The organism is Methylococcus sp. S1M (assembly GCF_051295855.1).
Lineage (GTDB): Bacteria > Pseudomonadota > Gammaproteobacteria > Methylococcales > Methylococcaceae > Methylococcus > Methylococcus capsulatus.
The window spans coordinates 54265-76662 of sequence record NZ_JBPDXO010000005.1 but is presented as its reverse complement, the minus strand read 5'-3'; the positions used below and the strand labels follow the sequence as shown (position 1 = coordinate 76662).

Here is a 22398-nt window from a genome sequence, read left to right as displayed (position 1 = left end):
ACGAATCCTCCTGCGATCTTTGAAGTTCCCGGGCCCGGCCTCACGGCTTAGCCCACCTTGTCGGCGAGGGTCAGATAGAGGGCGGAACGCCTGATCCGGACCACGACGTAACCGTCCACGTCGCCCCGTGGCCGGAATACCAGCAGGTTCTTCCCGCCGACCCTTTGCCAGACTTTGCCGTCATTGGAAACCAGCACGTTCACCCCGCCGCGCGCTTTCGCCTTGCCCCGGTAAGGCAGCCTGACCAGCGCGGTACCCTCGACGAGTCCCGGCAGTGTCCTGCCGCTGGCGTCCATGACGGCCAGTGAGTAAATGTCCGCGACCAGGTTGCCGAACCCCTGGCCGAAAATCCGGGTCCGGTCCTTGGCCTTCGCCGGCCGGCTCTCCACCCGGCCCTTGAGGACGTCGCCATAGGCTAGGGTCCGGGTCCCCCGCGTCTGGATCAGGGCGAATCCGCGCAGCGAACTGTGCCCGACCTTCGAGCCGAACAGCAGCGCCTCGCCGGAAGGGAGATCCGCCGCCAGCTTCTGCCCCGCCGCCTCGTCCAGATCGGCGAAAGCCAGCGCCTCGGCACGGCTCAGGGTCTTGAACTCGTTCTCGACCGTCCGGGCCGTTTCCGACCTGAGAATCGACATGGACGGATCGAGACGGCTGGCATAAAGCACGTCGGCCACGTTCTCGACGATGCGCCCATCGTCCTGGACCTTGTAATACGGCATGCCGAGTTCGACGATACCGGCGTCCACCAGCCGTCGGTCCGGCAGCTTCGCGACTTCGGCCACGTTGGCCTCGCCCAAAAGCCCTTCTGCGGAAATCAACGCGCTGAAAGCCCCGCTCTGCTTGCGCGCATGGCAGTCCTCGCACTGCACCGCCTGCGGCGATGGCCGCGTTGCATGACTGAGCGCGTATTCATTGGATTCGATGAAGACGAAGCGGACGTTCGGCATGGCGTAGCCCTTCATCCCCAGCAAGGCGTCGTAGGCCTGTTTCAGCGCCTTGTAGTCGGCGAAAGTCGGGGGCTCGCCGAATTCATCCCCGTTCATCACCACCCGCCCCAGTTCCTTGCCGCTGGCGGGATCGAGAATCGCTCCGTACTTTCCGCCGTCCGAACCCGTCCGCTCCTCGATCACGGAGAAGCGCTCGTAGCGGTTCAACACCCGCCCGCTGTTCCGATCCTGGACGAAATAGCGGTAGGCCGGCTTATAGGGGAAGATCTTCAGCCGTCCGCCGTAGCCGACCCGGTAGCGGTAACGCATGGGGAATTCCTTGCCGTTGTCGGCCAGCCTGGAAATATGGCAGGTCTGACAGGCGACGACGTTGAGGTGCGTCTGGGTGATCCGGTCCAGCGTGTTTTCCGGATAACCCCGCATGTCACCGTTGGCCTTCCAGATTTCGCGGTGAGCCTCCAGTACGTTCTTGTGGCCGGACGGCAAGGCCGGCTTCGCCGCCTGGTCATGACAATGCTCACAGGAGGCCGGCGGCGGCGCGTTGTCGAGATCGTTACGGACGTCGTTGTCGCCATTGCCCTTGGGGAAATTGTGGTCGGCATCCAGGTCCACGTTGGCCGCAGGCGACTTGTAGTACTGCCTGGCATGGCAGGCGTTGCAGTTGTCGATGACCCGCACCTGGCCGTTGTCCTCGGTCCAGACCGCGCCTTTGTGCACGTCGGTGCGGAAATCGGTGATCGTAGTCCCGTCGCCCGCCATCCTCACCCGGACTTCAGGCCCGAAGCCGTAGAAGCCGCGCCGCGAATTGCCGGTCTTGTGGCAATACATGCAATTGTCGCTGGCCGGAAACCGCAGCATGGGTACCTGGATCTTGCCGGACTCGTCGAAAGCGTCCCGGTTCCAGTGCAGCTTGGGATTGCCTTGATCGTCCAGCACCAGCCGGTAATCCGGCGTCGCGGTACCCGTGGCAGGAGTGCGTTCCACCGCCAAGAGCGCCGCGCCGCCTTCCGTATCGGGCCGCACGTCGAGGAATTCCCAGATGGCCGATGCCGCATGGCGGAAAAAACCGCCCGCGATGAATTTTTCGTCGCGCAGACGGGCGAACTGCAGCGCCGCGGACTCGGAACCGCCCGTACCCAATCCACTGGGAGGGAATGTCTTCAGGCGGGAGAAGTCGGCGTGGCAAAGCATGCAGTCGGCCTCCCGCACCCCGCTCTTCCTCCAGTCCCATGCCACCACTTCGGAAGGTCCGGAACCGCCGTACTGCCCTGTCTTGCCGGGCTCCTGAAACTGACGGCTGAAATAGTCGCCGTCGAAAGCCTTGACCGTCTCGGCGGACTGCTCGTCATAGCGCCCCCCGTTACGGTCGAATTCGCCCCAGCCGCCGCCGGAATGGCAGGCGCCACAGTAGCGAACCAGGTCGGGCGCGCCGAAATCGCCGAATTCCGCCGCGCTGCCGTTGCTCTTCCTGGCCAGCCAGCCCGGCGCATTGCCGGACATGCAGTTGTAACCGCCGAAATAGCCGGGGCCGGTCAGTTGCGGCAACCCCAGTTTGTTACCGAAGCCATCGCGGGTTTCGTCGCGCCCCTGCTCGAAGTGGTAGCCGCGGGTGATCCTGGCATAGTCGTGGCAGCCGCTGCCCGACCCGTTGCCGCAGCTGGTCTTGGGGCTGTAAGGCAGGCCGCTGTCGAGCACATGGCGTCCGCTCTCGTCCAGAAGAGGGATGGCGGGATGGAGTACGGCCCGGTCGAAACCGTTGTCGGCAGGCGCCTCCCCGCCATACGACGGAAGAATTCCGGCGATGAAACAGACGGCCCACAGCCAGGGGCAGATCTGTAGCCGGTGAATCCACATTCGTCGTGCCTCGCTCATACGTCCAATGCCGTGGGCGCCCTTCCCGGCGCGCAGCCGCTTCTCATTCCATCCCTCAGGGATGCCGGCGATGCCGTTTTCCCTGGAGTGCGAGGAGCTACAGCAAAATGCGAACCATTCCAAACAGTGTTTCAAAATCAGACACCACGATGCGTCGAACGAAATCCAGACCGCCAGACTTAAGCGATTTCACGCGCCGGTTAAGTGAAATCACTCAATGCGTTGAGAAAAGGACGCAGGCGCGGCTGTCGTCGCTCCCCTGCACACACAATGCAAATGATAGTTATTATCATTACTTAAGTAAACCGGATTCCATTGGCTTTCGATGGAAAAAGCCGGCGTCGTTTCCGACGCCGGCTTGCGGGACTCCGGGGGCCGGCCCCGACGGGACCGCCCGGATGCCTGTACAGCCGGGCTCAGTGACCGTGGCCGCCACCTCCGCCGCCCCCGCCACCGTGGATCGGCGAGGGCGTCGGCGGCGGATAGGCCTGAGGCTGTCCCGTGGGAACGCCCGTGAAGCTCTTCTGCAGGCTGTGGCAGAGGTTGCAGCCGATCGGGGTATTGGCGGCCACCTTGACCACCTTGCCCTTCTCGTTCACGAACTCGCGGGCCGTCAGAGTCTTCGACAGCCGCGTACCCTTGTGGTCACTGCCGTGGCAGGCCGCACACTGGTCTTCGCCGAACGGCCCCGGCTTCTTGGCAAAGTCGTTGTGCCAGCCGCCCTTGCGGGTGCCGCTGCCGTTGGGCGCAGAAGCGGCGGCCTCCTTCCACCAGTACGGATCGTTGACCGGATGCATGCCGTGCGGCCCGGCCAGGTAGGCGCGCCCACTGGTGGCATCCACCACCTTGCCATCGCGCACACCCTGCGCCACGCCCTTGTTGCTAGCGCCACCGTCGGTAGCCACCAGCCCTTCCTTGAAATCATCCTTCACATGGCAGACCGAACATTCGACGATATTGCCGTCGTAGCCCTGCAACTGCCGGGCGGTCACGTTGTCATTGGCGTCCGGGTCGGCGTTCGGCCAGATGGCATGGGAGCCGCCATGGCAGGTGGAACAGGCGATGGCGCCGCCCGATCCGGTGCCGTGCACGTCCTTGCTCTTGCGGAACAGCGCTACGGACACCTGCTTGTCCACATAGACGGTGTTGCCATTGGCGTCGGTCGATTTCTCCTTGCGCATCTCGACCACAGGCATGACCGCGAAGCGGGCATCATCCGGGAACACGCTGGCCTTGGCCGGATCATTCGCCTGCCAGGCGGTTTTCTTCACACCGGCGCTAAAGAAGCCCTGGTTCGGGTCCTTCCGGTTGCCATCGCCCACGTGACAGGAGCCGCAGTCCGGCTCGTCCAGCCAGGGCCGTCTGAAGTGGACGGAATCGCCGACATAGGCACCGGCACCGCTCAGGTTGGCATCGTAGCGGGGACTGGAATAGGCATTGCCGACCGCCAGCATGTCACCATGACAGTTATCGCACTTGAGGCCCGAGGCATAGTGGATGTCGCGGTAGGCTTTCTCGGTGTGGCCGGTGTGACACTTCGCGCAGTTCTCCTCCGCGGCCACGCCCTCACCGAACTGATACAGCAGCTCACCCTTGGGGTGCATGGGGAACTGCTCCGGTGCCCAGTCGTTCTTGCCGGTGTCCCAGGCGTAGCTGGTCCCGGACCCGTCGGACTTGACCGGAACGCCGTTGTTGTCGTTGTGCTGCGAATCCCAGCCGCGGCCGCCGAACATCAGCGGATGGCCGCGCCGGTCGCGGATCAACTCGCCCTTCTTGTGCTCCTGGCCATCGGCGCTTTCGGAAGCCGAGACATCCTGCGCATAGACCTGCATCTTGCCGTGGAAGGCGTGGAAAGCACGCGAATAGTCGGAGCGGTTGGAGGGATAGGAGCGGGCCGCGACACCGGTGTCGAACTTCAACTGGCTGGTGTGATGCGAGGAACAGAAATACATCGCCGCGCCCCGGCTGCCACTCAGCTTGTCCTCGACCAGATCGGCGATCTGCGAAGAGATGGTACCGGTGGGGCTGTATTTGACCATATAGTCGTGCAGTACCAGTGTGTTGAACAACGCCGCTTTTTCCTGTGCGACCCAGTCGTCCGGGTCACCGTATTCCGATGCGTCCTTGAACTTCAAACGGATCTGCAGCTTGCCGTCCGCACCGACGCGCGACTCGGCCACCCGGTCGGTGCGCAGTCCGGAAGCATCCGCCGGCACTGCACCGGCCAACAAGTAGGGCGCCGGCTTGTTCGGCGGCAGGGGATCGTACGCATTGACGTTGAACACGTTGTGGATCGCCGGCGGCCAGATGCCGTTGTAGCCGGTGTTGCCGGCCGAAAAACTCCCGGCGCCGGTGGCCGGCCCTGGACTCCCGTCGGCGTTGACCAGCTCGGTCTCCTGCACCGGCGTGCGCCACACGGTATCGTCGGCGGCCACCTTGCCCTTGGCGTGACATTCGCGGCAGCGGGTTTCCGAAGCCGTGGAGAACACCGCATCGGTCTTGGCCACCAGGTTGCCGCCCTTGTCCCGGGCTTCGACCCGGAACAGCGGATAGGGATTGACCCGCCCTTTGTCGTCGACATCGCTCGCCGGAATGAACTGGGCGAGGAAGGTCTTGGAGGCGCTGTCGTAGGCGGAAATCTGCTGCGGATCGTTGGCCCGGTAAGGATTCGCCGCGCCCGGCATCCTGCGGGCGCCCGCGCCTTCGTCGGCATTGCCGCGGATGCCCTCGTCCAGCTGCATCATCGGCTTGGCGGGTGTGTAGGTGCTCTGCTGCTCCGCCATGGACTTGCCGTTCTTGGGCTTGCCGGAAAGGTTCGAGTTGGGCTGGTCGATCTTGTCCCACATCTCGGTCTTGCGCAGCGTGGCCTCGGCGAAGTCACGGCCGCCGATCAGGACGGTCTGGCTGGCGGTGGTCTGGGCGGGATCCCAGTTGGCACCGGATTCCCCGGTCGAAAACCGGTTCTGGCTGGTCGAGTTGATGGAGTCGCCTCCCACCGGGTCCTTCGGATTGGAAGCCGCCGAGTAGAAGACGTCGAGCTCGCTGGGATCGATGAGTGCCGGCTTCTGCTTCACCTTCTTGAACACCTGGGCGTTGAGGGTGTTGTAAGGAATGAGCGGATTGAACGGCAGTGTGACCTGGCTACCGCCCTGCATACCGGTTTCCTCGAACGGCATGACCACATAAGAACCATCCGCCGCGTTCAATGCCTCGGCTACGGTCGGCGCCGGCCGCTCGGAAACCTTGGGATAAGGATTGGCGTTCGGCGGCACCACCCGGACGACCACGTCGTCCGCACACCGGTTGCCAGTGGAATCGGCCACCTGCAGCATCACGCGGTACTGGCCGGCGTGATTGAACTGATGCGAGAAGCTCGGGCTCTGGTACGGGTCCGAACCGTCGCTCACGGTCCAAAGATAATTCAGCGTCACCTTCTTCTTCGCCTTGGCCCAGGCGGCGAATTCGACCGACTGGCCTTCGGCGATTTCCACATCGCTCGCCGGATTCTGGATGGAACAGGCCGCCGCCTTCTTGCACGAGGCGTCGGCGCCGCCCACCGGCACCAGCACCTTGCTGCCGTCGCCGGTCTCCAGGCGCAACCGGCAAGGCACCCCGCCGTTCTGCAGCGTGACCTTGAATTTCTGCTTGCCGTCGGTCTTGGCCGTGTAAAGGAGCATGTTGCTGTCGGCATCGTAAATCGATACCCATGAGCCCGGTGCAAGACCCGCTGTTTTACCTTTGACGCTCACCTTGCCCAGCCCGGCATCGAGCTTGGCCGAACCGGAGACGGAAGCGGCCTGCGCCCCTCCACCGGCGAGGGCGAGCACCAGCGCCGCGACGCCCGTCGCAACGCCCAGCGGCCCTCCGCGTTGCTGAAGATGTATCGAGTTCATACCTACCCTCTAAAAAATGCGCTTTTCTTGTTCTCGATGTTCCCCGTCCCACAAAGGCGCATAGCCGAAAGCACGGCGTGCCATTGCGAGGACCCCAAAGCACGAGGCAAAACCCATACCCGGCTGTATTTCTGCAGTTCTACCGGGCGGGTCTTCCTTCCCCCCTCCTGGCGGCTGGAACTCGATGCCAGGCCATTCAATTGATTTCGATTCACTTTTTCATGAGCTGGGAGGGAGGCCGATGTCCTGGGAAATCGAGAGGGTTGCGAACATCGGGAAACTCGGCGGGAGTTGGGCTATTCATTCACCCCGGAATCCCGAGTGAAATCCCACGCCCCCATGAGGCAAATGGCGCAATCTCTCCGAGCGCGGGTGGACACCCTACCCAGGCGTCCGCAAGGTAAAACCTCGGGCAAAAAAAGCGGGGCACATCGTGCCCCGCTCATCGCCGCCCTCCCTGGCGCCGATTCTTTGAACTGCCGTCAATGTCCCGGCGAGCCGATGAAGCTGGTCTGGAGACTGTGGCAGGTATCGCAGCCGATCGGCGTGCCGGCGGCCACTTTCACGACCCTGGTCTTGAACCCGGCCTTCTTCAGCTTCTTGCCGTCGAAGCCCCGGAAGTCGAACACCCGGTCCACCGGCGTCTTCGACAGACGCGTGCCCTTGTGGTCGTTGCCGTGGCAGGCCGCGCACTGGTCTTCGCCCTTCATCCCCGGCAGCTTGGCGTAGTCGTTGTGCCAGCCGCCGTAGGCGGTGCCGTCGCTGTTGGCTCCGTCGCCCTGGGCGCCTTTCCACCAGTACGGGTCGTTGACCGGGTGCATGTCGTGCGGTCCGCCGAGGATGCCGGTCTGCGCGTCGCCGCTGTACTGGCCGCCGTCCAGATCCTCTTTCTTGGCGAACGAATCCGCCGTGTGGCAGACGTTGCATTCCAGGATGGTGCCGGTGTGGCCCTGGAGCTGCAGCGCGGTGACGTTGTCGTTGGCGCTCGGGTCTCGATTGGGCCAGATCGAATGCGCCGCTCCATGGCAGGCCGCGCAGGCGACGTTGCCGTGACGGTCCTTGCCTTCACGGAACAGCGGGGCGTCGACTTTGGTGTCTACGATCTTGCTCAGAAATTCCTCGGTCTCTTCGACGACGTCCCAGTAGAAGTACGTCGGGAACGCAGCCTTGTAGTTTTCCACTGGAGCTGCCGAGAACCGCCGGGAGTTGGGGTCGGTCCGGTCGACGGCGCGGGGCGTGGCGGAGAAATCCGCGTCGTCGAAGGCCCGTTTCATGACCCCGGCGCTGAAGAAGCCGCCGCTCTTGTCGGCGCCCTGATTGCCGTCGCCGATATGGCAGGAACCGCAATCGGGCTGGTCGAACCAGGGCACGCGGTAGTCGTCCCGGTCGATCGAGCCGAGCTTGTCCCTGTTGGCCAGATAGTTCTTGGGGAAGGCCTCGCCCACCGCCAGCATGTCGCCGTGGCAGTCGTAACAGGTGACGCCCGCCGTGTACATGCGGTCGCGGTATTGCTGCTCACGGTGGCCGGCATGACAGCGCAGGCAGTTCTGCTCCATGGGCAACTGCTTGCCGTTGTCGTCGAAGATGGGGAAGAGGCTGCCGGTCTTGGTGGAGTTGTTGGGGCCCTTGGTCTTCCAGTCCCAGCGCGCCATGACCCCTCTGGAATCCCGGACGATGTCGGATTTGTCGGCGTTGTATTGCAGTTCCCCATGCCAGCGGTGGATGGCGATGGAGTAATTGGGCGCATAGGCCGTATCGTTGACCTTGAAGCCCTCCTCGTCCCACCATTCGGTTCCAAACGGCGTGAAGGAGATGGCGGTGGCGTGGCAGCCATAGCAGGGCCGCGGCGTATCCTTGGTTACTAGACCGCCGCCGTTGAGATTACCGAGTCCACTCAGCGAGCCATTCAACATTTCGTCCAGAAAAGGAATCTTGTCGTAGAACTCATGGATACTCGAATAATTGAGCGCGGCGGCGTATTCCTGATCGTGGATATTGTTCGGGTCGCCCCCGAAATCGCTGACGTCGAAGAATCGCGGCTTGTCCAAAATCCGTTCAGGTGAGGAGGGGCGCAAGCCTTCGGCGTAGGCGCCCCAGGCGCTAGAGTGAAATGCTGCCCGGGTGTGCCCGGCGTTGGGATTGGCCGCGATCTTGCCTTTGGCATGGCATTCCCGGCAGTGGAAATCGCGGCTGGCACTGACCACGCCATCGGTCCTGGCCAGCACGCTTCCACCCCCCTTGGCCACCGCCTCCACCCGTAACAGCGGATAGGGGTTGACCCGGCCCCGGTCATCGACGTCGGTGAAGGGCAACATGTTGGCGGCGAACCAGGACGCCGCCTTGTCCTTGCCGTCGGACTGGGTGGCCGCGACGAACTTGGAGAAGGGCTGGGGCGAATTGGTCTGGTAGGGGTTGTCCTTGCCCGGCATGAAGGCACCGTGGCCGTTGTCGGTATTGGGATCGTCCGAGACGACGTTGCCCGCCCCATCTTTCTTGGCCTTGAAATAGCCTTCGTCGGCCACCGGAAAGCCCAGCGCGGCGGCACAGCCATAGGCACCCCAATAGCCGGTCATCATCCAGGAACAGGCGAAATAGTCCTCGGCCTTTTCCGAATCCGGGCGGCTGGGGATTTCCCAGACATCGGTTTTCTTGAGCAGCGCATCCTTGAAGGCTGCCGCCACCGGAAAATTGCGGCTGGTGGAGTTGATGGAGCCCGCCCCGGCTGGATCGGTGGGATTGGAGGCAGCGGAGTAGCGCAGTTCCACCTCGCTGCTGCTCAGGAACACCGGCAGCCGGTCCTTCCTGAAGGCATAGGCGCGGACGTTATTGACCGTGGGCGAGAACGAGCCGTAGCCGTTGCGGTCGTACTTCATATCGCTGAGGTTCTGGAAGGTCCACTCCTCAAAGGGGAGGACCACCACATCGCCCTTGGTGCCGGCCAACTCGCTCCCCAGTTTGGGGGCTTCCTGTTCGGTGACCTTGGGCGGGAGCCCGCTGGGCGGGTTCCCGACCAGCACCTCAATGGCGTCCTCGCAACGCCGCCCCTTGGCGTCGGTGGCGACGAACCTCACCCGGTAATGGCTGTCGTTGCGCACGAACGCGACCGTGGTGGCCAGCGTATCCGGCCGTTTGTAGGCAGGCGGATTGCTGCCGGCGATGAGTTCACCCATCGCGCCGCCGGCGAAATCCCATTCATACTTGAGTGGCTGCGCCGCAGGGTCCTTGGTGGACGCGGTGGCTTCGAAGGCGGTTTCGGCACCGGCCTGCACGGCCTTGCCCTCCGGGGGATTCACGATGCTGCAAGTGGGCGCACCGGCACAGGACTTCGGCGCCCCCTTGACCGCCTTGATGACCTCGGCGTCGCCGGACCGAACCCGCACCGCGCATGGGACGCCCGCCAGATCCGACCGGCTGAGCGTCAATGCGAAACCGTCGCCCTGGCCACTGCCCAGCCACCGGCCGTTGATGTCGTAGATGTCGATGGCGCCGCTGCCGCCCTTGGCTTTGCCGGCGACCGTCAGGGTACCGGCCTTGTCCGACCAGACCGTTTTGGCGACCTTGATTTTGGCCGCTGCCGGGACGGCTTGCGGCGCCAGAGCCAGAACCAGCGGGAGCAGCGGGACTCCGAGGAGGAGACGCCGAGAACGACGCGTCTCAGTGGCAGGGCGAGGGGTATTCATGGTTCCTCCAGGATTCTTGATTGTTGTGCGCGGCGCCCGAGTGGGGGATGGACGGCCGAATTGATAATCAGCAATAACCAAGCCAGCCCAAAAACGTCATCCCTCCTATAGGGAAGGGTGGCCCCGATTCCGCCGATAGCGCGATTTCACTGACCGTGTGAGTCATTACACGCACGAGATCGCCGGCGAGGCTGGAGCTTTCGGATTGCGGTACGGTACATGATGCAGCTCAGGGCGGACCACTCACGCCGGGAGCGGTCGCGCCGATCCGCTCGATCTCGACCGGGCCCTTGCAGCTCCGCCACAGATCGGAAGGAGGAAGCGGCGGCCCGATTTGTGCTTCATTCTTGGGCGTTCCAGCGAACGCTCGACTCCCGGCCCCACGGGACAAGGAACGGCGCCATCGGGCACCGTTCCATTTCTCCGGTAGCCGCTGGACTCGCCCTTGCCGTAACATATCGTGTCGATCCCAATCAGCCCTTCATCCGAGGCTTTCCTCAAGCACATGAATTTTCAAGAATTCTTCCATATGGGCGGCTATGCCGTTTATGTATGGACTTCCTATGGCCTGTGTTTCGCCGTGCTCGTCTTCAACCTGATCACTCCCCTGCGCCGCAAAAACGAAATGCTGAAAAGTCTTCGCCGCCAGTTGAAGCAGGAGTCCCGCCCATGATGACGCCGCGACAAAGACGCATGACGTGGGTCGCTTTGATGGTGGCGGGCGTGTCGCTCGCCGCTTTCTTCGCCCTCACGGCGTTCCAGAAAAATCTCCTGTATTTCTACACGCCCTCCCAGGTCGCTTCCGGCGAAGCCCCGAAGGGCTATCCGTTCCGCATCGGCGGACTGGTGGTCAAGGACAGCGTGAAGCGCGAGCCGGACAGCCTGACCGTGCGCTTCGAGGTGTCAGACGGGCCGAACGCCGTACCGGTGCTCTATACCGGCATTCTTCCCGACCTGTTCCGGGAAGGCCAGGGCATCATCGCCGTGGGCCAGATCGACGATGGCGGCACTTTCCAGGCGACCGAAGTGCTGGCCAAGCACGATGAGAATTACATGCCGCCCGAAGTCGCCGAATCCCTGAAGAAGAACGGTGGGCTCCCCGCCGACTACTCGGAGTACCAGAAAAAATGATCGCCGAACTCGGCCACATCGCCCTGATCATGGCCCTCCTGATGGCCCTCCTGCAGGGCGCCTTCCCGCTGCTGGGCGCCTCCCAGGGCGTGGACATCTGGATGAGCGTCGCCAAGCCGGCCGGCCGCGCGCAGTTCCTGTTTCTGCTGGTATCCTTCGGCGCCCTCACCGCCTGCTTCGTCAACAACGATTTTTCGGTGGAATACGTCGCCCGCAACTCGAACTCGGCCCTGCCGCTCTACTATCGCATCGCCGCGGTATGGGGCTCACATGAGGGGTCGATGCTGCTGTGGGCCACGATCCTGGGTCTCTGGACAGCGGCGGTGACGGTGTTCAGCCGCAGCCTGTCGGAAGACTTTCTGGCCCGGGTGCTGGGCATCATGGGGCTGGTGAGCGTCGGCATCCTGCTGTTCATCCTGTTCACCTCGAACCCGTTCGAGCGGCTGACACCGGTGCCGCCCGACGGCAACGACCTGAATCCGCTGCTGCAGGATTTCGGCATGACGGTGCATCCGCCCATGCTGTACATGGGCTATGTGGGACTGAGCGTAGCCTTCGCCTTCGCCATCGCCGCCCTGCTGGGCGGCTCGCTGGACTCGGCATGGGCGCGCTGGTCACGGCCCTGGACCCTGGTGGCCTGGCTGTTCCTGACCGGCGGCATCACCCTCGGCTCATGGTGGGCCTATTACGAACTGGGCTGGGGCGGCTGGTGGTTCTGGGACCCGGTGGAAAACGCCTCCTTCATGCCCTGGCTGGTCGCCACCGCACTTATCCACTCGCTGGCCGTCACCGAGAAGCGCGGCGCCTTCAAGGCCTGGACCGTGCTGCTGGCGATCTTCGCCTTTTCGCTGAGCCTGCTGGGCACCTTCCTGGTGCGTTCCGGCGTGCTGACCTCCGTGCATGCCTTCGCTTCCGACCCCACCCGCGGCCTGTTCATCCTGATCCTGCTGGCCATCGTGGTGGGCGGTTCGCTGCTGGTTTACACCGTGAAGGCGCCGGCCGTGCGCGATGTGGCGCGCTATAGCCTGGTGTCCAAGGAAAACCTGCTGCTGCTCAACAACATCCTGCTGGTGACCGCCTCCGGCAGTATCCTGCTCGGCACCCTTTATCCGCTGATCCTGGACGCGCTGAAGCTGGGCAAGATTTCGGTCGGCCCGCCGTATTTCGGCACGGTGTTCGCTCCGCTGATGGCGCCGATCTTCCTGCTCGCCGGTATCGGGCCGATGTTCGCCTGGCGGGAGAGCCCGATCGGCCGCATCCTGCACCGGGTCCGCTATCTGTTCCCGGCGAGCTTCGCGGCCGGCATCGCGCTCGCCGCCCTGGCCTGGGACGAGACCGACTTCAAGATGATGGCCGGGCTGGGCTGCGCGTTCTGGCTGGCGGCGAGCGCCTGCCTCAGCCTGTGGACCCGGATCCGGCTGCGCGACGGCTGGCTCGAAGGACTGCGCGCCCAGTCTCCCAGCGTCTACGGGATGACCGCCGCGCATCTCGGCGTCGCGGTGTTCCTGGTGGGCGCCGTGCTGTCCGACCGCCTGAGTCAGGAAAAGCTGGTACGCATGGCGCCTGGCGACAGCGTGATGCTGGCCGGCTACGCCTTCCACTTCCTCGGTACGGAGACCGTGCAGGGGCCGAACTTCTCGGCCCAGCAGGCCACCTTCCGGGTGGAGCGGGACGGCGAAAGCCTGGAACTTCGGCCCCAGAAGCGGAACTACAAGGTGCAGCGCAACATGATGACCGAAGCTGCGATAGACCCCGGTCTGTCCCGCGATCTCTATGTCGCACTCGGCGAGCCACTGGACGGGAACGCCTGGAGCGTGCGGCTCTACGTCAAACCGTTCATCCGCTGGATCTGGGCCGGCGGCCTGTTCATGATCGCCGGGGGCATCCTGTCCGTCAGCGACCGACGCTACCGCCTGCCGCTGCCTGAAACCCGCGCAGTTGCCGGACGCGCCGCGTCCCGTGCAATTTGATGCCTATCGAACGCAACCCCACGGTGACATCACACATGCGTTTCGCCATTCCTCTCGTCATTTTCGTTCTGCTGGTCGTGCTGTTGGGCGTGGGCCTGACCCTGGACCCGCGCGAAGTGCCCTCCCCCCTCATCGGCAAGCCGGCCCCGGCGTTCTCGCTGCCCGAGGTAGCCGCTGCCGACCGTACCCTGAGCCTGGAACAGCTCAAGGGGCAGGTGTTCCTGCTCAATGTGTGGGCGTCCTGGTGCGTGTCCTGCCGCCAGGAGCATCCGGTGCTGGTGGACTTCGCCAAGCGCGGCATCGTCCCGATCTATGGGCTCAACTACAAGGATACCCGGAATGATGCCCTCGCCTGGCTGAAGCGCTTCGGCGATCCGTACCGGGCCAGCGTTTTCGACGAGGACGGCAAGACGGGGATCGACTGGGGGGTCTACGGCGTACCGGAAACCTTCCTGATCGACAAGCACGGCGTGATCCGCTACAAGCAGACCGGACCGGTGACTCATGAAGACCTCGAAAACAAGATACTGCCACTGATCCGCGAATTGCAGGGCGCCGCATGAAACGACTGATTCTTTGCCTCTGCGGCATGCTGGCCATTTCCGCCGCGGAAGCCATGGAAATCCGCCAGTTCGACGATCCAGCCAAAGAGGAGCGCTACGAAACGCTCATCAAGGACTTGCGCTGCCTGGTCTGCCAGAACCAGTCGCTGGCCGAATCCGACGCCGAACTGGCCAAAGACCTGCGTACCGAGGTCTACAACATCATCCAGAGCGGCAAGTCGAGCGAAGAAGCGGTGCGGTTCCTGACCGAACGCTACGGCGACTTCGTGCTTTACCGCCCGCCGTTCAAGCGCATCACACTACTGCTCTGGCTCGGCCCCTTCCTGCTGCTGGCCGGCGGCGCCGTCTTCCTGTGGAAGCAGGCCAGGCGGCGCGCCGCGGCCGCACAGCAGGACGCGACTCTCTCCGCGGAAGAACGCCGACGCCTCCAGCAGTTGAAAGACCGATTCCAGGGGTAAACCACATGACATCGTTTTGGGTGCTGGCAGCGACCCTGCTGCTGGCCGGCTACGGCTTTTTCCTTCCCACCCTGCTCGGGCAGAAATCTGCCGCTGGCGTGGACCGCGCGAGGCTCAACTGGCTGATCAACCGCCAGAAGCGGGAAGAACTCGCGGCCGAGACGGGCGACGACCAGGCGGCGGAGCGGCTCGGCGAGGAATTCGACCGCGACCTCCTGGCCGACCTCGCCGCTGCCGAAACCGGCCCCCGCCGGCAGCCGCCGGAGGCCGGGAAAACCGCCGTCATCGTCGTGCTGACGGCCTTGCCGCTGGCAATCCTGGCGCTGTATGGAGGGCTCGGCCGGATGGACCTGGTCGCCCGCCCGGCCACCGTCGCCGCCGCAGAGCCGGCCATGGCCGCCGGGGATTTGCAGGCGAGGATCGAGCAGCTCTCCAGACGGCTCCAGCAGCAGCCCAATGATCTGGACGGCTGGCTCTTGCTCGGCCGCTCGCTCCTGGCCGTCCAGCAGACGGACAAGGCCGTGCAGGCCTATGAATTCGCTCTGAAGCTGGCGCCCGGCAATCCCGACGTGGAGGCACTCTACGCCCAGGCGCTAGGCGAAGCGAACCAGGGCAGCCTCGCGGGCAAGCCTACCGAAATCATCGAGGGCATCCTACAACGCAACCCGGATCACATGCACAGCCTCTGGCTGGCCGGCCTCGCCGCCGTGGAACGGGAGGACAAACCCAAGGCCCTGGAGTACTGGAAGAAGCTCCGCTCGCTGCTGCCGCCGGACGGCGAGCAGACCCGGCAACTGGACGGCTACATCGCCGAGCTGGCGGGCACGGCACCGCCCCGGGCCAGTGCGGACACGGCTCCCGCAGCCGCCGGAGCGGGCAAGAGCATCCGGGTGAAAGTGACCCTCAATAACAAGCTGAAAGGCCAGGCAAGCCCTGACGACGTCGTCTTCGTCTTCGCCCGCGCGGCGGACGGCCCGCCCATGCCACTGGCCATCAGCCGCAAGAAGGTCCGCGACCTGCCGGCCGAAATCACCCTGAATGACGGCATGGCGATGGCCCCCGGCATGAAACTGTCGTCCTTCCCGCGTATCGTCATTGGCGCCCGTGTGTCCAAGACCGGAAACGCCATGCCCTCCCCCGGCGACCTGCAGGGGCTCACCTCTCCGGTGGAGGCGCAGGACGGCGGCACCTATTCGGTGGAAATTGGGCAGGTGGTGAACTGACGTCGGCTCCGCCGATAGGCTATATTGACGGCTACGGCAAAAGTCCGCTCATCCGCCGGCGCGTTTTCCGAGGCGCCATCGCATTTTTGGGAGAAAACAAAAACATGAACACGAAGCGCGGCCTCACCATCATCCTGGTCCTGACAGCCGCCCTGGCGAGCGGATGCGCCAGCATCCGGGCCCGTACCGATGTGTTGCCGCGGCAAGGCTGGACCGTCTACCCTGGTGCCCAGCAAGGAGTGAAGGACATCGATGCGGCCGTCGACGGCCGACTGCCCTATCCCGGCTGGATGCACGTACTGTTGCTCCCCGCTTTCGTGCTGGACCTGCCGGTCGGCGCCGTCTTCGACACCCTGGCCCTGCCCTACGATCTCTACCGCATGCATCACCCGGAAGACTTCGCCGGGAGAAAGCGCAAGTGATTCCCGCGACGGCATGGGATACACTCCGGCCATGCCGTCCCGCCTTTTCTCAACGGTGCTCCTCGTCCTTTCGGCCGTGCTGGCGCTCGGCTCCGCCGCCTCGGCCTACGTGCGTCCACCGGAAATCCCCGAGGGGCATGCCGATACTTCTGGGCAGTTCCTGGTCGCGCATCCGAAGATGCCGGCGAACATCTTCGCGCACAGCGTCATCTATGTCGTCAGCCACAACGCGGACGGTGCGATGGGCCTCATCGTCAACCGCCTCGCCGGGGCGGGTCCACTGGGGAAACTGCTGGAAGCCTTCGGACTGGCTTCCAAAGCGCAGCGCGAAATCAAGCTGTATCTCGGTGGCCCGGTGGGAATCGGGCAAGGCTTCGTGCTGCATTCGGACGATTACGCCGGCGCCAGTACACGCGCGCTGAAAAAGGGGCTGTCCCTCTCGACCGGCCTGGATGTCCTGGAAGCCATCGCGCGCGGCCGCGGGCCCCGGCAGGTGCGCATGCTGTTCGGCTATGCCGGCTGGTCGCCGGGCCAGCTGGATGGCGAGATCGCCCGTGGCGACTGGCTACTCGCCCCCGCCGACACTTCCCTGATTTTCTCCGAAGAGCCGGACAAGGTCTGGGAAGAGGCGCTCAAGCATGCCGGCCTGCCCCTGTAACCCGCCATCACTGGCCGGACCGCGCCAAAGGCCTCGCCCCCGCCACGTGCATCGAATCGATGGGCGGGCGCACCTCGGCATCGAGTTCCAGATCGATCTTCAAGCGCTTCGCCACGGTTTTGGCGGTCTTATCGTCCTTGAACGGCCCGGCCAGCACTTCGAAGCCATCGCCGGCCTTGACCGCCCGCGCGGGGATCGGCGGCCCCTGATGATTGAGTACCGCTGCGACGCGGCGGGCACTCGATTCTTCATGTGTCGTCGCCGCCTTCACCAGCCAGCCGCCCGCATCTGCGGCGGGAAGCTCCGGCCGGCCGAACCAGGCGACGGGCCGCCGAAGCTCGATCGCCTGGGCCACGACGGCCGCCATCGGCGGCGAATTCGCCTGAATGGGCACGGGGATGCCGCGCGCCTCGGAAAGAACCTGCTCCACCCTGGTCCAGTCCAGCACGACGCCGTCCTTCTTTTCCAGACGTTTCAGCCGTGCGGTCAGCTCGCTTTTCAGCCGGGCCCGATTCAGCTCCTCGTAGGGCTCATGCGCCTCCAGGTAGACCTGCCCGCCTTTACGACCCACCAGATAGGGCTGATTCACGATACGCACGGCCGCTCCGGGCTTCACTTCGGGGAACACGGCGGCGATGTCCTCGGGGTACAACCGGATGCAGCCGTTGCTCGCCCGGAAACCGATGCTGTAAGGCTTGTTGGTGCCGTGGATCAGATACTGCGGACGGCTGAGATACATTGCGTAGTCGCCCAGCGGGTTGTCGGGGCCCGGCGACACCGCCGGCGGCAGCGGATCGCCCTTCAGCGCATGATCCCTGCGGATGTTCTCGGTGGGATACCAGGTCGGAAACTCGGTCTTGCGAACCACGGTCATGTAGCCCGTGGGCGTCGAGCGTCCTTCCTTGCCGATACCGACCGGATAGGTGGAGATGACGCCTTCCGCAGCCTTGGCCGGAAAATGGTACAGACGCATCGTCGCCAGATTGATGACCATGCCTTTGCGCGGCGCATCCGGCAACGTGAACTGCAAGGGCAGCACCAGCCGGCGGCCGGCTTCCGGCACCCACGGATCGACGCCCGGGTTGGCTTCGGCAAGCTCCTGAAATCCCAGGCCGTAATGGCGGGCGATGTCCGACAGAGTATCGCCGTCGCGGATCTCGACCGATGCAAGCTGACCGACCACGCTTTCGTCTCCGGCCACACTGAACCGGTGTTTTTCGACCGCAAGAGGAAGCGGCGGCGGGCTCGGAGGCGCCTCGCGCGGCGGCGGCGTGAAAGCACAGCCTCCGAGCAGGGCGCCGGCCACGGCCATCAGAATCAAGGGCCGCGGCAAAGGGAGAGAGAAATGGCCGCACAGGCGGCGAGCCGAGACAAAGGCAGGAAAGTGTAAGACGTTCATGCCATACGCCGAAGCAGCATGCATGCCACGCACAGCGCACGCCTCACGCCCGGCGAATCACTCGACGCTGTAACCCCGCCCCTTCGGGCAGGCGCCACAGGAGTGCGGAAGATCGGCGGATTTGGCCCCCTGAGCTCGGATCTGCCGGGTCACCACCTCGAACCGGGCCTTGTTCATCACCTCCAGCAGGGTATCGGTGCCGAGTTTGCGCAGCATGTCGCGCTCCTTGGGCTCGAGCCTCTGCAGCCAGGAATCGCCCGTTTTCGCCCACAGCGTGACGGGATTGACCATCACTTTGCCTTATTTCCGGCAATCCGCGGCCGGATTGGCATAGACCAGCAAGGGCCCGTCACCGTTGCCCTTGCGCAGGCTCGAGTAACTTCCCAGGAATCCCGATGGCTGGACCTCCCGGGCCTGCTTGGTCGCGCCGCAGCCGCAGAGAAGTGCCACTGCCACGGCGCCCGGCAAGGCACGGGAGCGGCCGGAAACGTCACGGGATGGCATCCCGCCGCTCCCCTTTTCCTCGTTCGAAATCCTCACGACGGTTCTCCGGAAAATGATGGGCTCAGGCATTCGGACTGTTGACGACCTGGTAGACCACGTCGCTGCCGCTGTAGAACGGCCGGTACCAGACGCCGCCGAACTCGTAGTACCGGACACCGTTGACGGTATGGGTCGCCGCGCCGCCGGGGAGCGAGTTCACGGTCAGGCCGGGAGGCGGCATGACCACCGTGTAACCGCCGCCTGACGGCGTATAGAACGCCCCGCCGCAATCGGAATAAGGCTGCTGGCCGCTGTAGACCGTGACACAGGATGGCGGCAGGCTGGTCACGGTCGCTCCCAGGGGCGGCGGCGTCACCACGTAACCCGAACCCTGCGGCAGATAATAGGCACCGTTCGAGTAGTAGTAGGTGTTGTTCTCGACTACGACCGGCTGCGACTTGCGCGGCACCGAAGCGACCATCTCCCCGATCATGAGGCCCTCCATCATGCCCATCATCGCCATGCCGCTGTAATAGCCGCCCCAGGTACCGCCGATGAACACCGGCCCGTAGTAATTGCCGCCGCCGTAGTAGTCGTAGCGGTTCTTCTGGAGCTGCTCCGCCTGCTGATAATGGTATTGCGCCATGGCATCCTGCTGCTTATAGGCATTCTGCTGGACGGTGTCGATTTCCTTTTCCCGATTCTGCTGAGCCGTGTTGACTTCATCGTCCCGGTCTTCCTGACGCTGGGCCGGCGTCGCCGCCTGGCGGTCTTCCGGGGCCTGGAAACCCTGGACTCCATTTCCGAAATCGCGATTCGCGTTCTGCCGCCAGTCATGGCCGGCGCCGTCCGCGCCGTCGGAGGCCCGCACACTGCCCAGGCCGCCGCCGCCGAAACTGCCGCCGCCTATCCCGGTCCCGCCATAACGCGGACCTTCCTCGCCGCGGTCGCCCCCTCCGCGCTGACCGAAACCGCCACCCCCGACATGGCTGCCGAATCCTCCCCCACCGAATCCGCCTCCGAAATGGCCACCCCCGAAACCGCCGCCGAAACCGCCATGTGCGCCGGCGATCCGGGGCAACCCCGCACAGGCCAACAGCAACGCCAATACGGTGATGCCCAGCCGCTTCTCAAATCCGGTATTTCGATTCATGCGCTTGTCCTCCCCTCGCGTCACGGCGCTTTTTTTGCTCGCTCTTGCCCGGCGGAAACCGCGGCTTTCAAGAAACCGATGCGGTCGGCCTTGGGCGGGATCACGGCACTGAAGGCGGAATCCGGCAGATGGGTGGCGAAGTCCCAGTCGGACAGCACCGCCATATACTGCGGCGCGCCTGGAAGCGTTTTGTAGGTGATGACCAATTTCCGGGGCAACGGCAGTTTGCCGTCCTCGATCCAGAGCTGCCAGTCGACGTTCTTGCCGACGAAGGCGAGATGATGGCACGGCGTCCCCTCCACGTCACTCATCCCGGCTTGGAACCCGAACACCACGTGTTGCTTCAAGGTGGCGTAGGGATCACTGTAAAGAAGGTCCGACAATGGCGGCGTGAAGCCGAGCCGGCCAATGAGATAGTCCAGCGTGGCGTCGATGCCCGCCGGCGTCTGCTCCACGGCATAGGTGCCGTGCGCCTCGTCCAGCAGGGTGAAGGTCTTGCCGTCGTACCAGAAGCGCTTTCCGCCCATGTCGGTGCGGTACCGGACCCGGAAGCGGTCGGGGCGGCGGACCGAGATGTCGTCGGATGCCGCGAGCTGGATCTTCTGGCCGGAAGCGAGAAGGTCGTCGTACAGCGCATCCACGTGCACCGAAAATTCCTTGGCGGACTTCAAGTAGTCCCCCATCTGCCGCAGTAACAGGTCGACCTGCGGGCCGATCACCTGCTCCTGCGGGTGCGCCGTGCCAGTGGCGGGTTTGTCGGCCGCCTCCGCAGCACCGAGGCAAATCATCAGGCCGGCGAGCACCAGGACGGCGGAACAGCGTTGGCATCGATTCGGTTTCACCACGTACTCCTCGAGGTCAGGACGGGAAAAAGCGCGGCGGCCAGCCCGTTTGTCGCCCGTTCACACCGGGCGCCGATTGCGTTCTGGGCGTCGCTCCATGCCCACTGGAAGACATCGGACACCTGCAGCCGCCGGTTCGGCGATCCACCGCCAGCGTCCGGCCGGTCACGGAATCGGTGACCTCGGCTTCAGCGTGAGCGCCGACGACGAAGGGGAAGGTGTCCGTCGCCAGATATCTGAAGATTGAACAGCGTCTGCGGAACGATCATTGACACCGACCGCAGCACGGGCGTCGCGTTTTCCGCGTCCGTCATGGCCACCCCCAATTTCAGGACAGCGGAACCGGGACGGTCGGCGAGCCGCATCTTCTCGCCGATTTTTTCCCTGCGTTTCAAGTCGGGCCAGTCGACCAGATCCTGCCGACCGGAAGCGGAGACCCGGGCGACGGCGTTGGAACAAACGCTGCCCAGGAGAGCACATTTCAGGCCTATGCCTGCGATGACGGACGACGTCCCCTCGAGGCCGCTCGCCGCGGAAGGTGCAGACTTTGCCTCCACTTTCGTCCCCTTCGAGTAGAGCGGCCGAAAACGCAACGAAACCCGTACCGCCGTTAGGCGGCCCGCTCGGACAAGCCTACAGCATCGGGCCAGGGCCGGAAACCCACCAAAGGCGATGGCACGGCCGGCCGGCTGGTCTAACGGGGCGCCGGCCCCGGCGGAAAAGCCGCGAACATCCGGGCGATCGCCTCCTCGGCCAGTTTTTCATTCTCGGCCGGATTCCCGGAAAGCATTTCATGAGCCACGCCCCGCCAGACCGGACGCATGGAACGGCCATCGAGGACATTCACGATCAGGGTTCCTTCCCGGAAGGTGGTGACCACCGTTTGCGCGGGACCGAGGTTCTGATTGAGTACCCAGCCGTCGTAGTAGGTGTCGTTGCGCTCCTCCTCTTCGGTCAGGACCTCGACGTCCACAGCGGCATCCCCCCTGCCTTCGGCGGCCCTGCGCCAACCCTTGGAGCGCAGCGCGGCATCGACCAGCTCGACGATGCGCCGGTCCACCGACGCATCCCCGGACGCCGGCCCGTTGAGCCAAGAGTAGGTTCGGTACCGCGAAAAATCGGCATTCTTGTCGAAGCCGGTATCCACCCGGATCGTGGCACATGCGGCAAGAAGCGCCGCGACGAGCAATCCGGCCGCCGATGGCCGTCTCCACGAGGTATTCCGATCCACGGTCTCTCCTCTTTAATATCGCGTTTATATCGCGCCTGATCCCCGGATCGGGCGAATTGCATACCGACGCGTCGGGCCACCAGTATCGCCACGCACATCCGACCGGCGAGCGTCACGAACCTGAAATACACGCAAGCGGGCGCCAATGGCTCGACCGCGCCATACGGGAGGTTGGCGGATACCTGCGTCCGTCTGGCAAAAATAACCCGGCCCAGAGCAAAGGTAACACGGGAAAAGAAGAGGCAGGCAGATACCAGCCAGACGACCATGAGCCAGTACGTCTCCGGCATGAACAGCCGGGCCCGCCCGCCTGCGAACATGGTGAGGACAGCACTCGGCGTCGGCGCAATCTGCACCGGCGTTCGGCCTGTGGCCGGCATACCGGGAACGAGCACGCTGACATGACTGGCCGCTCGACGATGCGGACCGCGAGCCTCTCGGTGACGGCGCTGACGACGCCGAGAACGAATGGC

Annotated in this window: 18 protein-coding genes; 8 read left to right on the top strand and 10 right to left on the bottom strand. The window is 64.3% G+C overall.

The features are described from left to right. Positions 1 to 47: 47 nt before the first annotated feature. The 3 genes from ACSHWJ_RS10315 to ACSHWJ_RS10305 form a co-directional block, all read right to left on the bottom strand. Complete coding sequence (locus ACSHWJ_RS10315; protein ID WP_432539749.1) at positions 48 to 2819, bottom strand: cytochrome C; 2772 nt, start codon at positions 2817 to 2819, stop codon at positions 48 to 50. Positions 2820 to 3235: 416 nt separating this feature from the next. After that, positions 3236 to 6712, bottom strand: coding sequence for a PKD domain-containing protein (locus tag ACSHWJ_RS10310; RefSeq protein ID WP_432539748.1), 3477 nt, complete (start codon positions 6710 to 6712; stop codon positions 3236 to 3238). A 482-nt stretch (positions 6713 to 7194) separates the two neighbouring features. Further along, entirely contained in the window at positions 7195 to 10392 is a 3198-nt protein-coding gene (locus ACSHWJ_RS10305) for a cytochrome C (protein WP_432539747.1), read from the bottom strand. 460 nt (positions 10393 to 10852) lie between these two features. Between ACSHWJ_RS10305 and ccmD the strand changes: the two genes are divergently transcribed. From ccmD to ACSHWJ_RS10265, 8 genes are all read left to right on the top strand, one after another. Continuing rightward, positions 10853 to 11065: a heme exporter protein CcmD gene (gene ccmD, locus ACSHWJ_RS10300; RefSeq protein WP_010959780.1), complete on the top strand. Its 213-nt coding sequence runs from the start codon at positions 10853 to 10855 to the stop codon at positions 11063 to 11065. Next, positions 11062 to 11523 carry a cytochrome c maturation protein CcmE gene (ccmE, locus tag ACSHWJ_RS10295; RefSeq protein ID WP_432539746.1) on the top strand — a complete coding sequence of 154 codons (462 nt, stop codon included), beginning with the start codon at positions 11062 to 11064 and terminating at the stop codon, positions 11521 to 11523. The genes ccmD and ccmE overlap by 4 nt, the downstream gene beginning before the upstream one ends. Continuing rightward, positions 11520 to 13493, top strand: a complete 1974-nt coding sequence (locus ACSHWJ_RS10290; protein ID WP_432539745.1) for a heme lyase CcmF/NrfE family subunit — start codon at positions 11520 to 11522, stop codon at positions 13491 to 13493. The genes ccmE and ACSHWJ_RS10290 overlap by 4 nt, the downstream gene beginning before the upstream one ends. Then, positions 13490 to 14056, top strand: coding sequence for a DsbE family thiol:disulfide interchange protein (locus tag ACSHWJ_RS10285; RefSeq protein ID WP_432539744.1), 567 nt, complete (start codon positions 13490 to 13492; stop codon positions 14054 to 14056). The genes ACSHWJ_RS10290 and ACSHWJ_RS10285 overlap by 4 nt, the downstream gene beginning before the upstream one ends. Next, on the top strand, positions 14053 to 14514 hold the full coding sequence (locus ACSHWJ_RS10280) for a cytochrome c-type biogenesis protein (RefSeq protein WP_010959776.1): 462 nt from the start codon (positions 14053 to 14055) through the stop codon (positions 14512 to 14514). The genes ACSHWJ_RS10285 and ACSHWJ_RS10280 overlap by 4 nt, the downstream gene beginning before the upstream one ends. 5 nt (positions 14515 to 14519) lie before the next feature. After that, entirely contained in the window at positions 14520 to 15737 is a 1218-nt protein-coding gene (ccmI, locus tag ACSHWJ_RS10275) for a c-type cytochrome biogenesis protein CcmI (protein WP_432539743.1), read from the top strand. A gap of 104 nt (positions 15738 to 15841) precedes the next feature. Beyond that, a complete protein-coding gene (locus tag ACSHWJ_RS10270) occupies positions 15842 to 16159 on the top strand; it encodes a YceK/YidQ family lipoprotein (RefSeq protein ID WP_017364586.1) in 318 nt (105 codons plus the stop codon). A gap of 31 nt (positions 16160 to 16190) precedes the next feature. Then, positions 16191 to 16817 carry a YqgE/AlgH family protein gene (locus ACSHWJ_RS10265; protein ID WP_432539742.1) on the top strand — a complete coding sequence of 209 codons (627 nt, stop codon included), beginning with the start codon at positions 16191 to 16193 and terminating at the stop codon, positions 16815 to 16817. 7 nt (positions 16818 to 16824) lie between these two features. Here the strand turns inward: ACSHWJ_RS10265 and ACSHWJ_RS10260 are convergent, their stop codons facing one another. The 7 genes from ACSHWJ_RS10260 to ACSHWJ_RS10230 form a co-directional block, all read right to left on the bottom strand. Next, positions 16825 to 18216, bottom strand: coding sequence for a L,D-transpeptidase family protein (locus ACSHWJ_RS10260; protein WP_432539741.1), 1392 nt, complete (start codon positions 18214 to 18216; stop codon positions 16825 to 16827). Between the two features lie 57 nt (positions 18217 to 18273). Then, on the bottom strand, positions 18274 to 18507 hold the full coding sequence (locus tag ACSHWJ_RS10255; RefSeq protein WP_218800883.1) for a hypothetical protein: 234 nt from the start codon (positions 18505 to 18507) through the stop codon (positions 18274 to 18276). Between the two features lie 9 nt (positions 18508 to 18516). Beyond that, the gene (locus ACSHWJ_RS10250; protein ID WP_432539740.1) at positions 18517 to 18720 is read right to left on the bottom strand and encodes a hypothetical protein; all 204 of its coding nucleotides are present in this window, start codon (positions 18718 to 18720) and stop codon (positions 18517 to 18519) included. A 61-nt stretch (positions 18721 to 18781) separates the two neighbouring features. Next, the gene (locus tag ACSHWJ_RS10245; protein ID WP_432539739.1) at positions 18782 to 19852 is read right to left on the bottom strand and encodes a DUF6515 family protein; all 1071 of its coding nucleotides are present in this window, start codon (positions 19850 to 19852) and stop codon (positions 18782 to 18784) included. A 20-nt stretch (positions 19853 to 19872) separates the two neighbouring features. Next, positions 19873 to 20694 (bottom strand): DUF2092 domain-containing protein, encoded by an 822-nt coding sequence (locus ACSHWJ_RS10240; RefSeq protein ID WP_256996381.1) that lies wholly within the window; start codon positions 20692 to 20694, stop codon positions 19873 to 19875. Positions 20695 to 20882: 188 nt separating this feature from the next. Beyond that, positions 20883 to 21287 (bottom strand): DUF3313 domain-containing protein, encoded by a 405-nt coding sequence (locus ACSHWJ_RS10235; protein WP_256996380.1) that lies wholly within the window; start codon positions 21285 to 21287, stop codon positions 20883 to 20885. Positions 21288 to 21388: 101 nt separating this feature from the next. Beyond that, entirely contained in the window at positions 21389 to 21925 is a 537-nt protein-coding gene (locus ACSHWJ_RS10230; protein WP_050998146.1) for a DUF4136 domain-containing protein, read from the bottom strand. Positions 21926 to 22398: the final 473 nt, after the last annotated feature.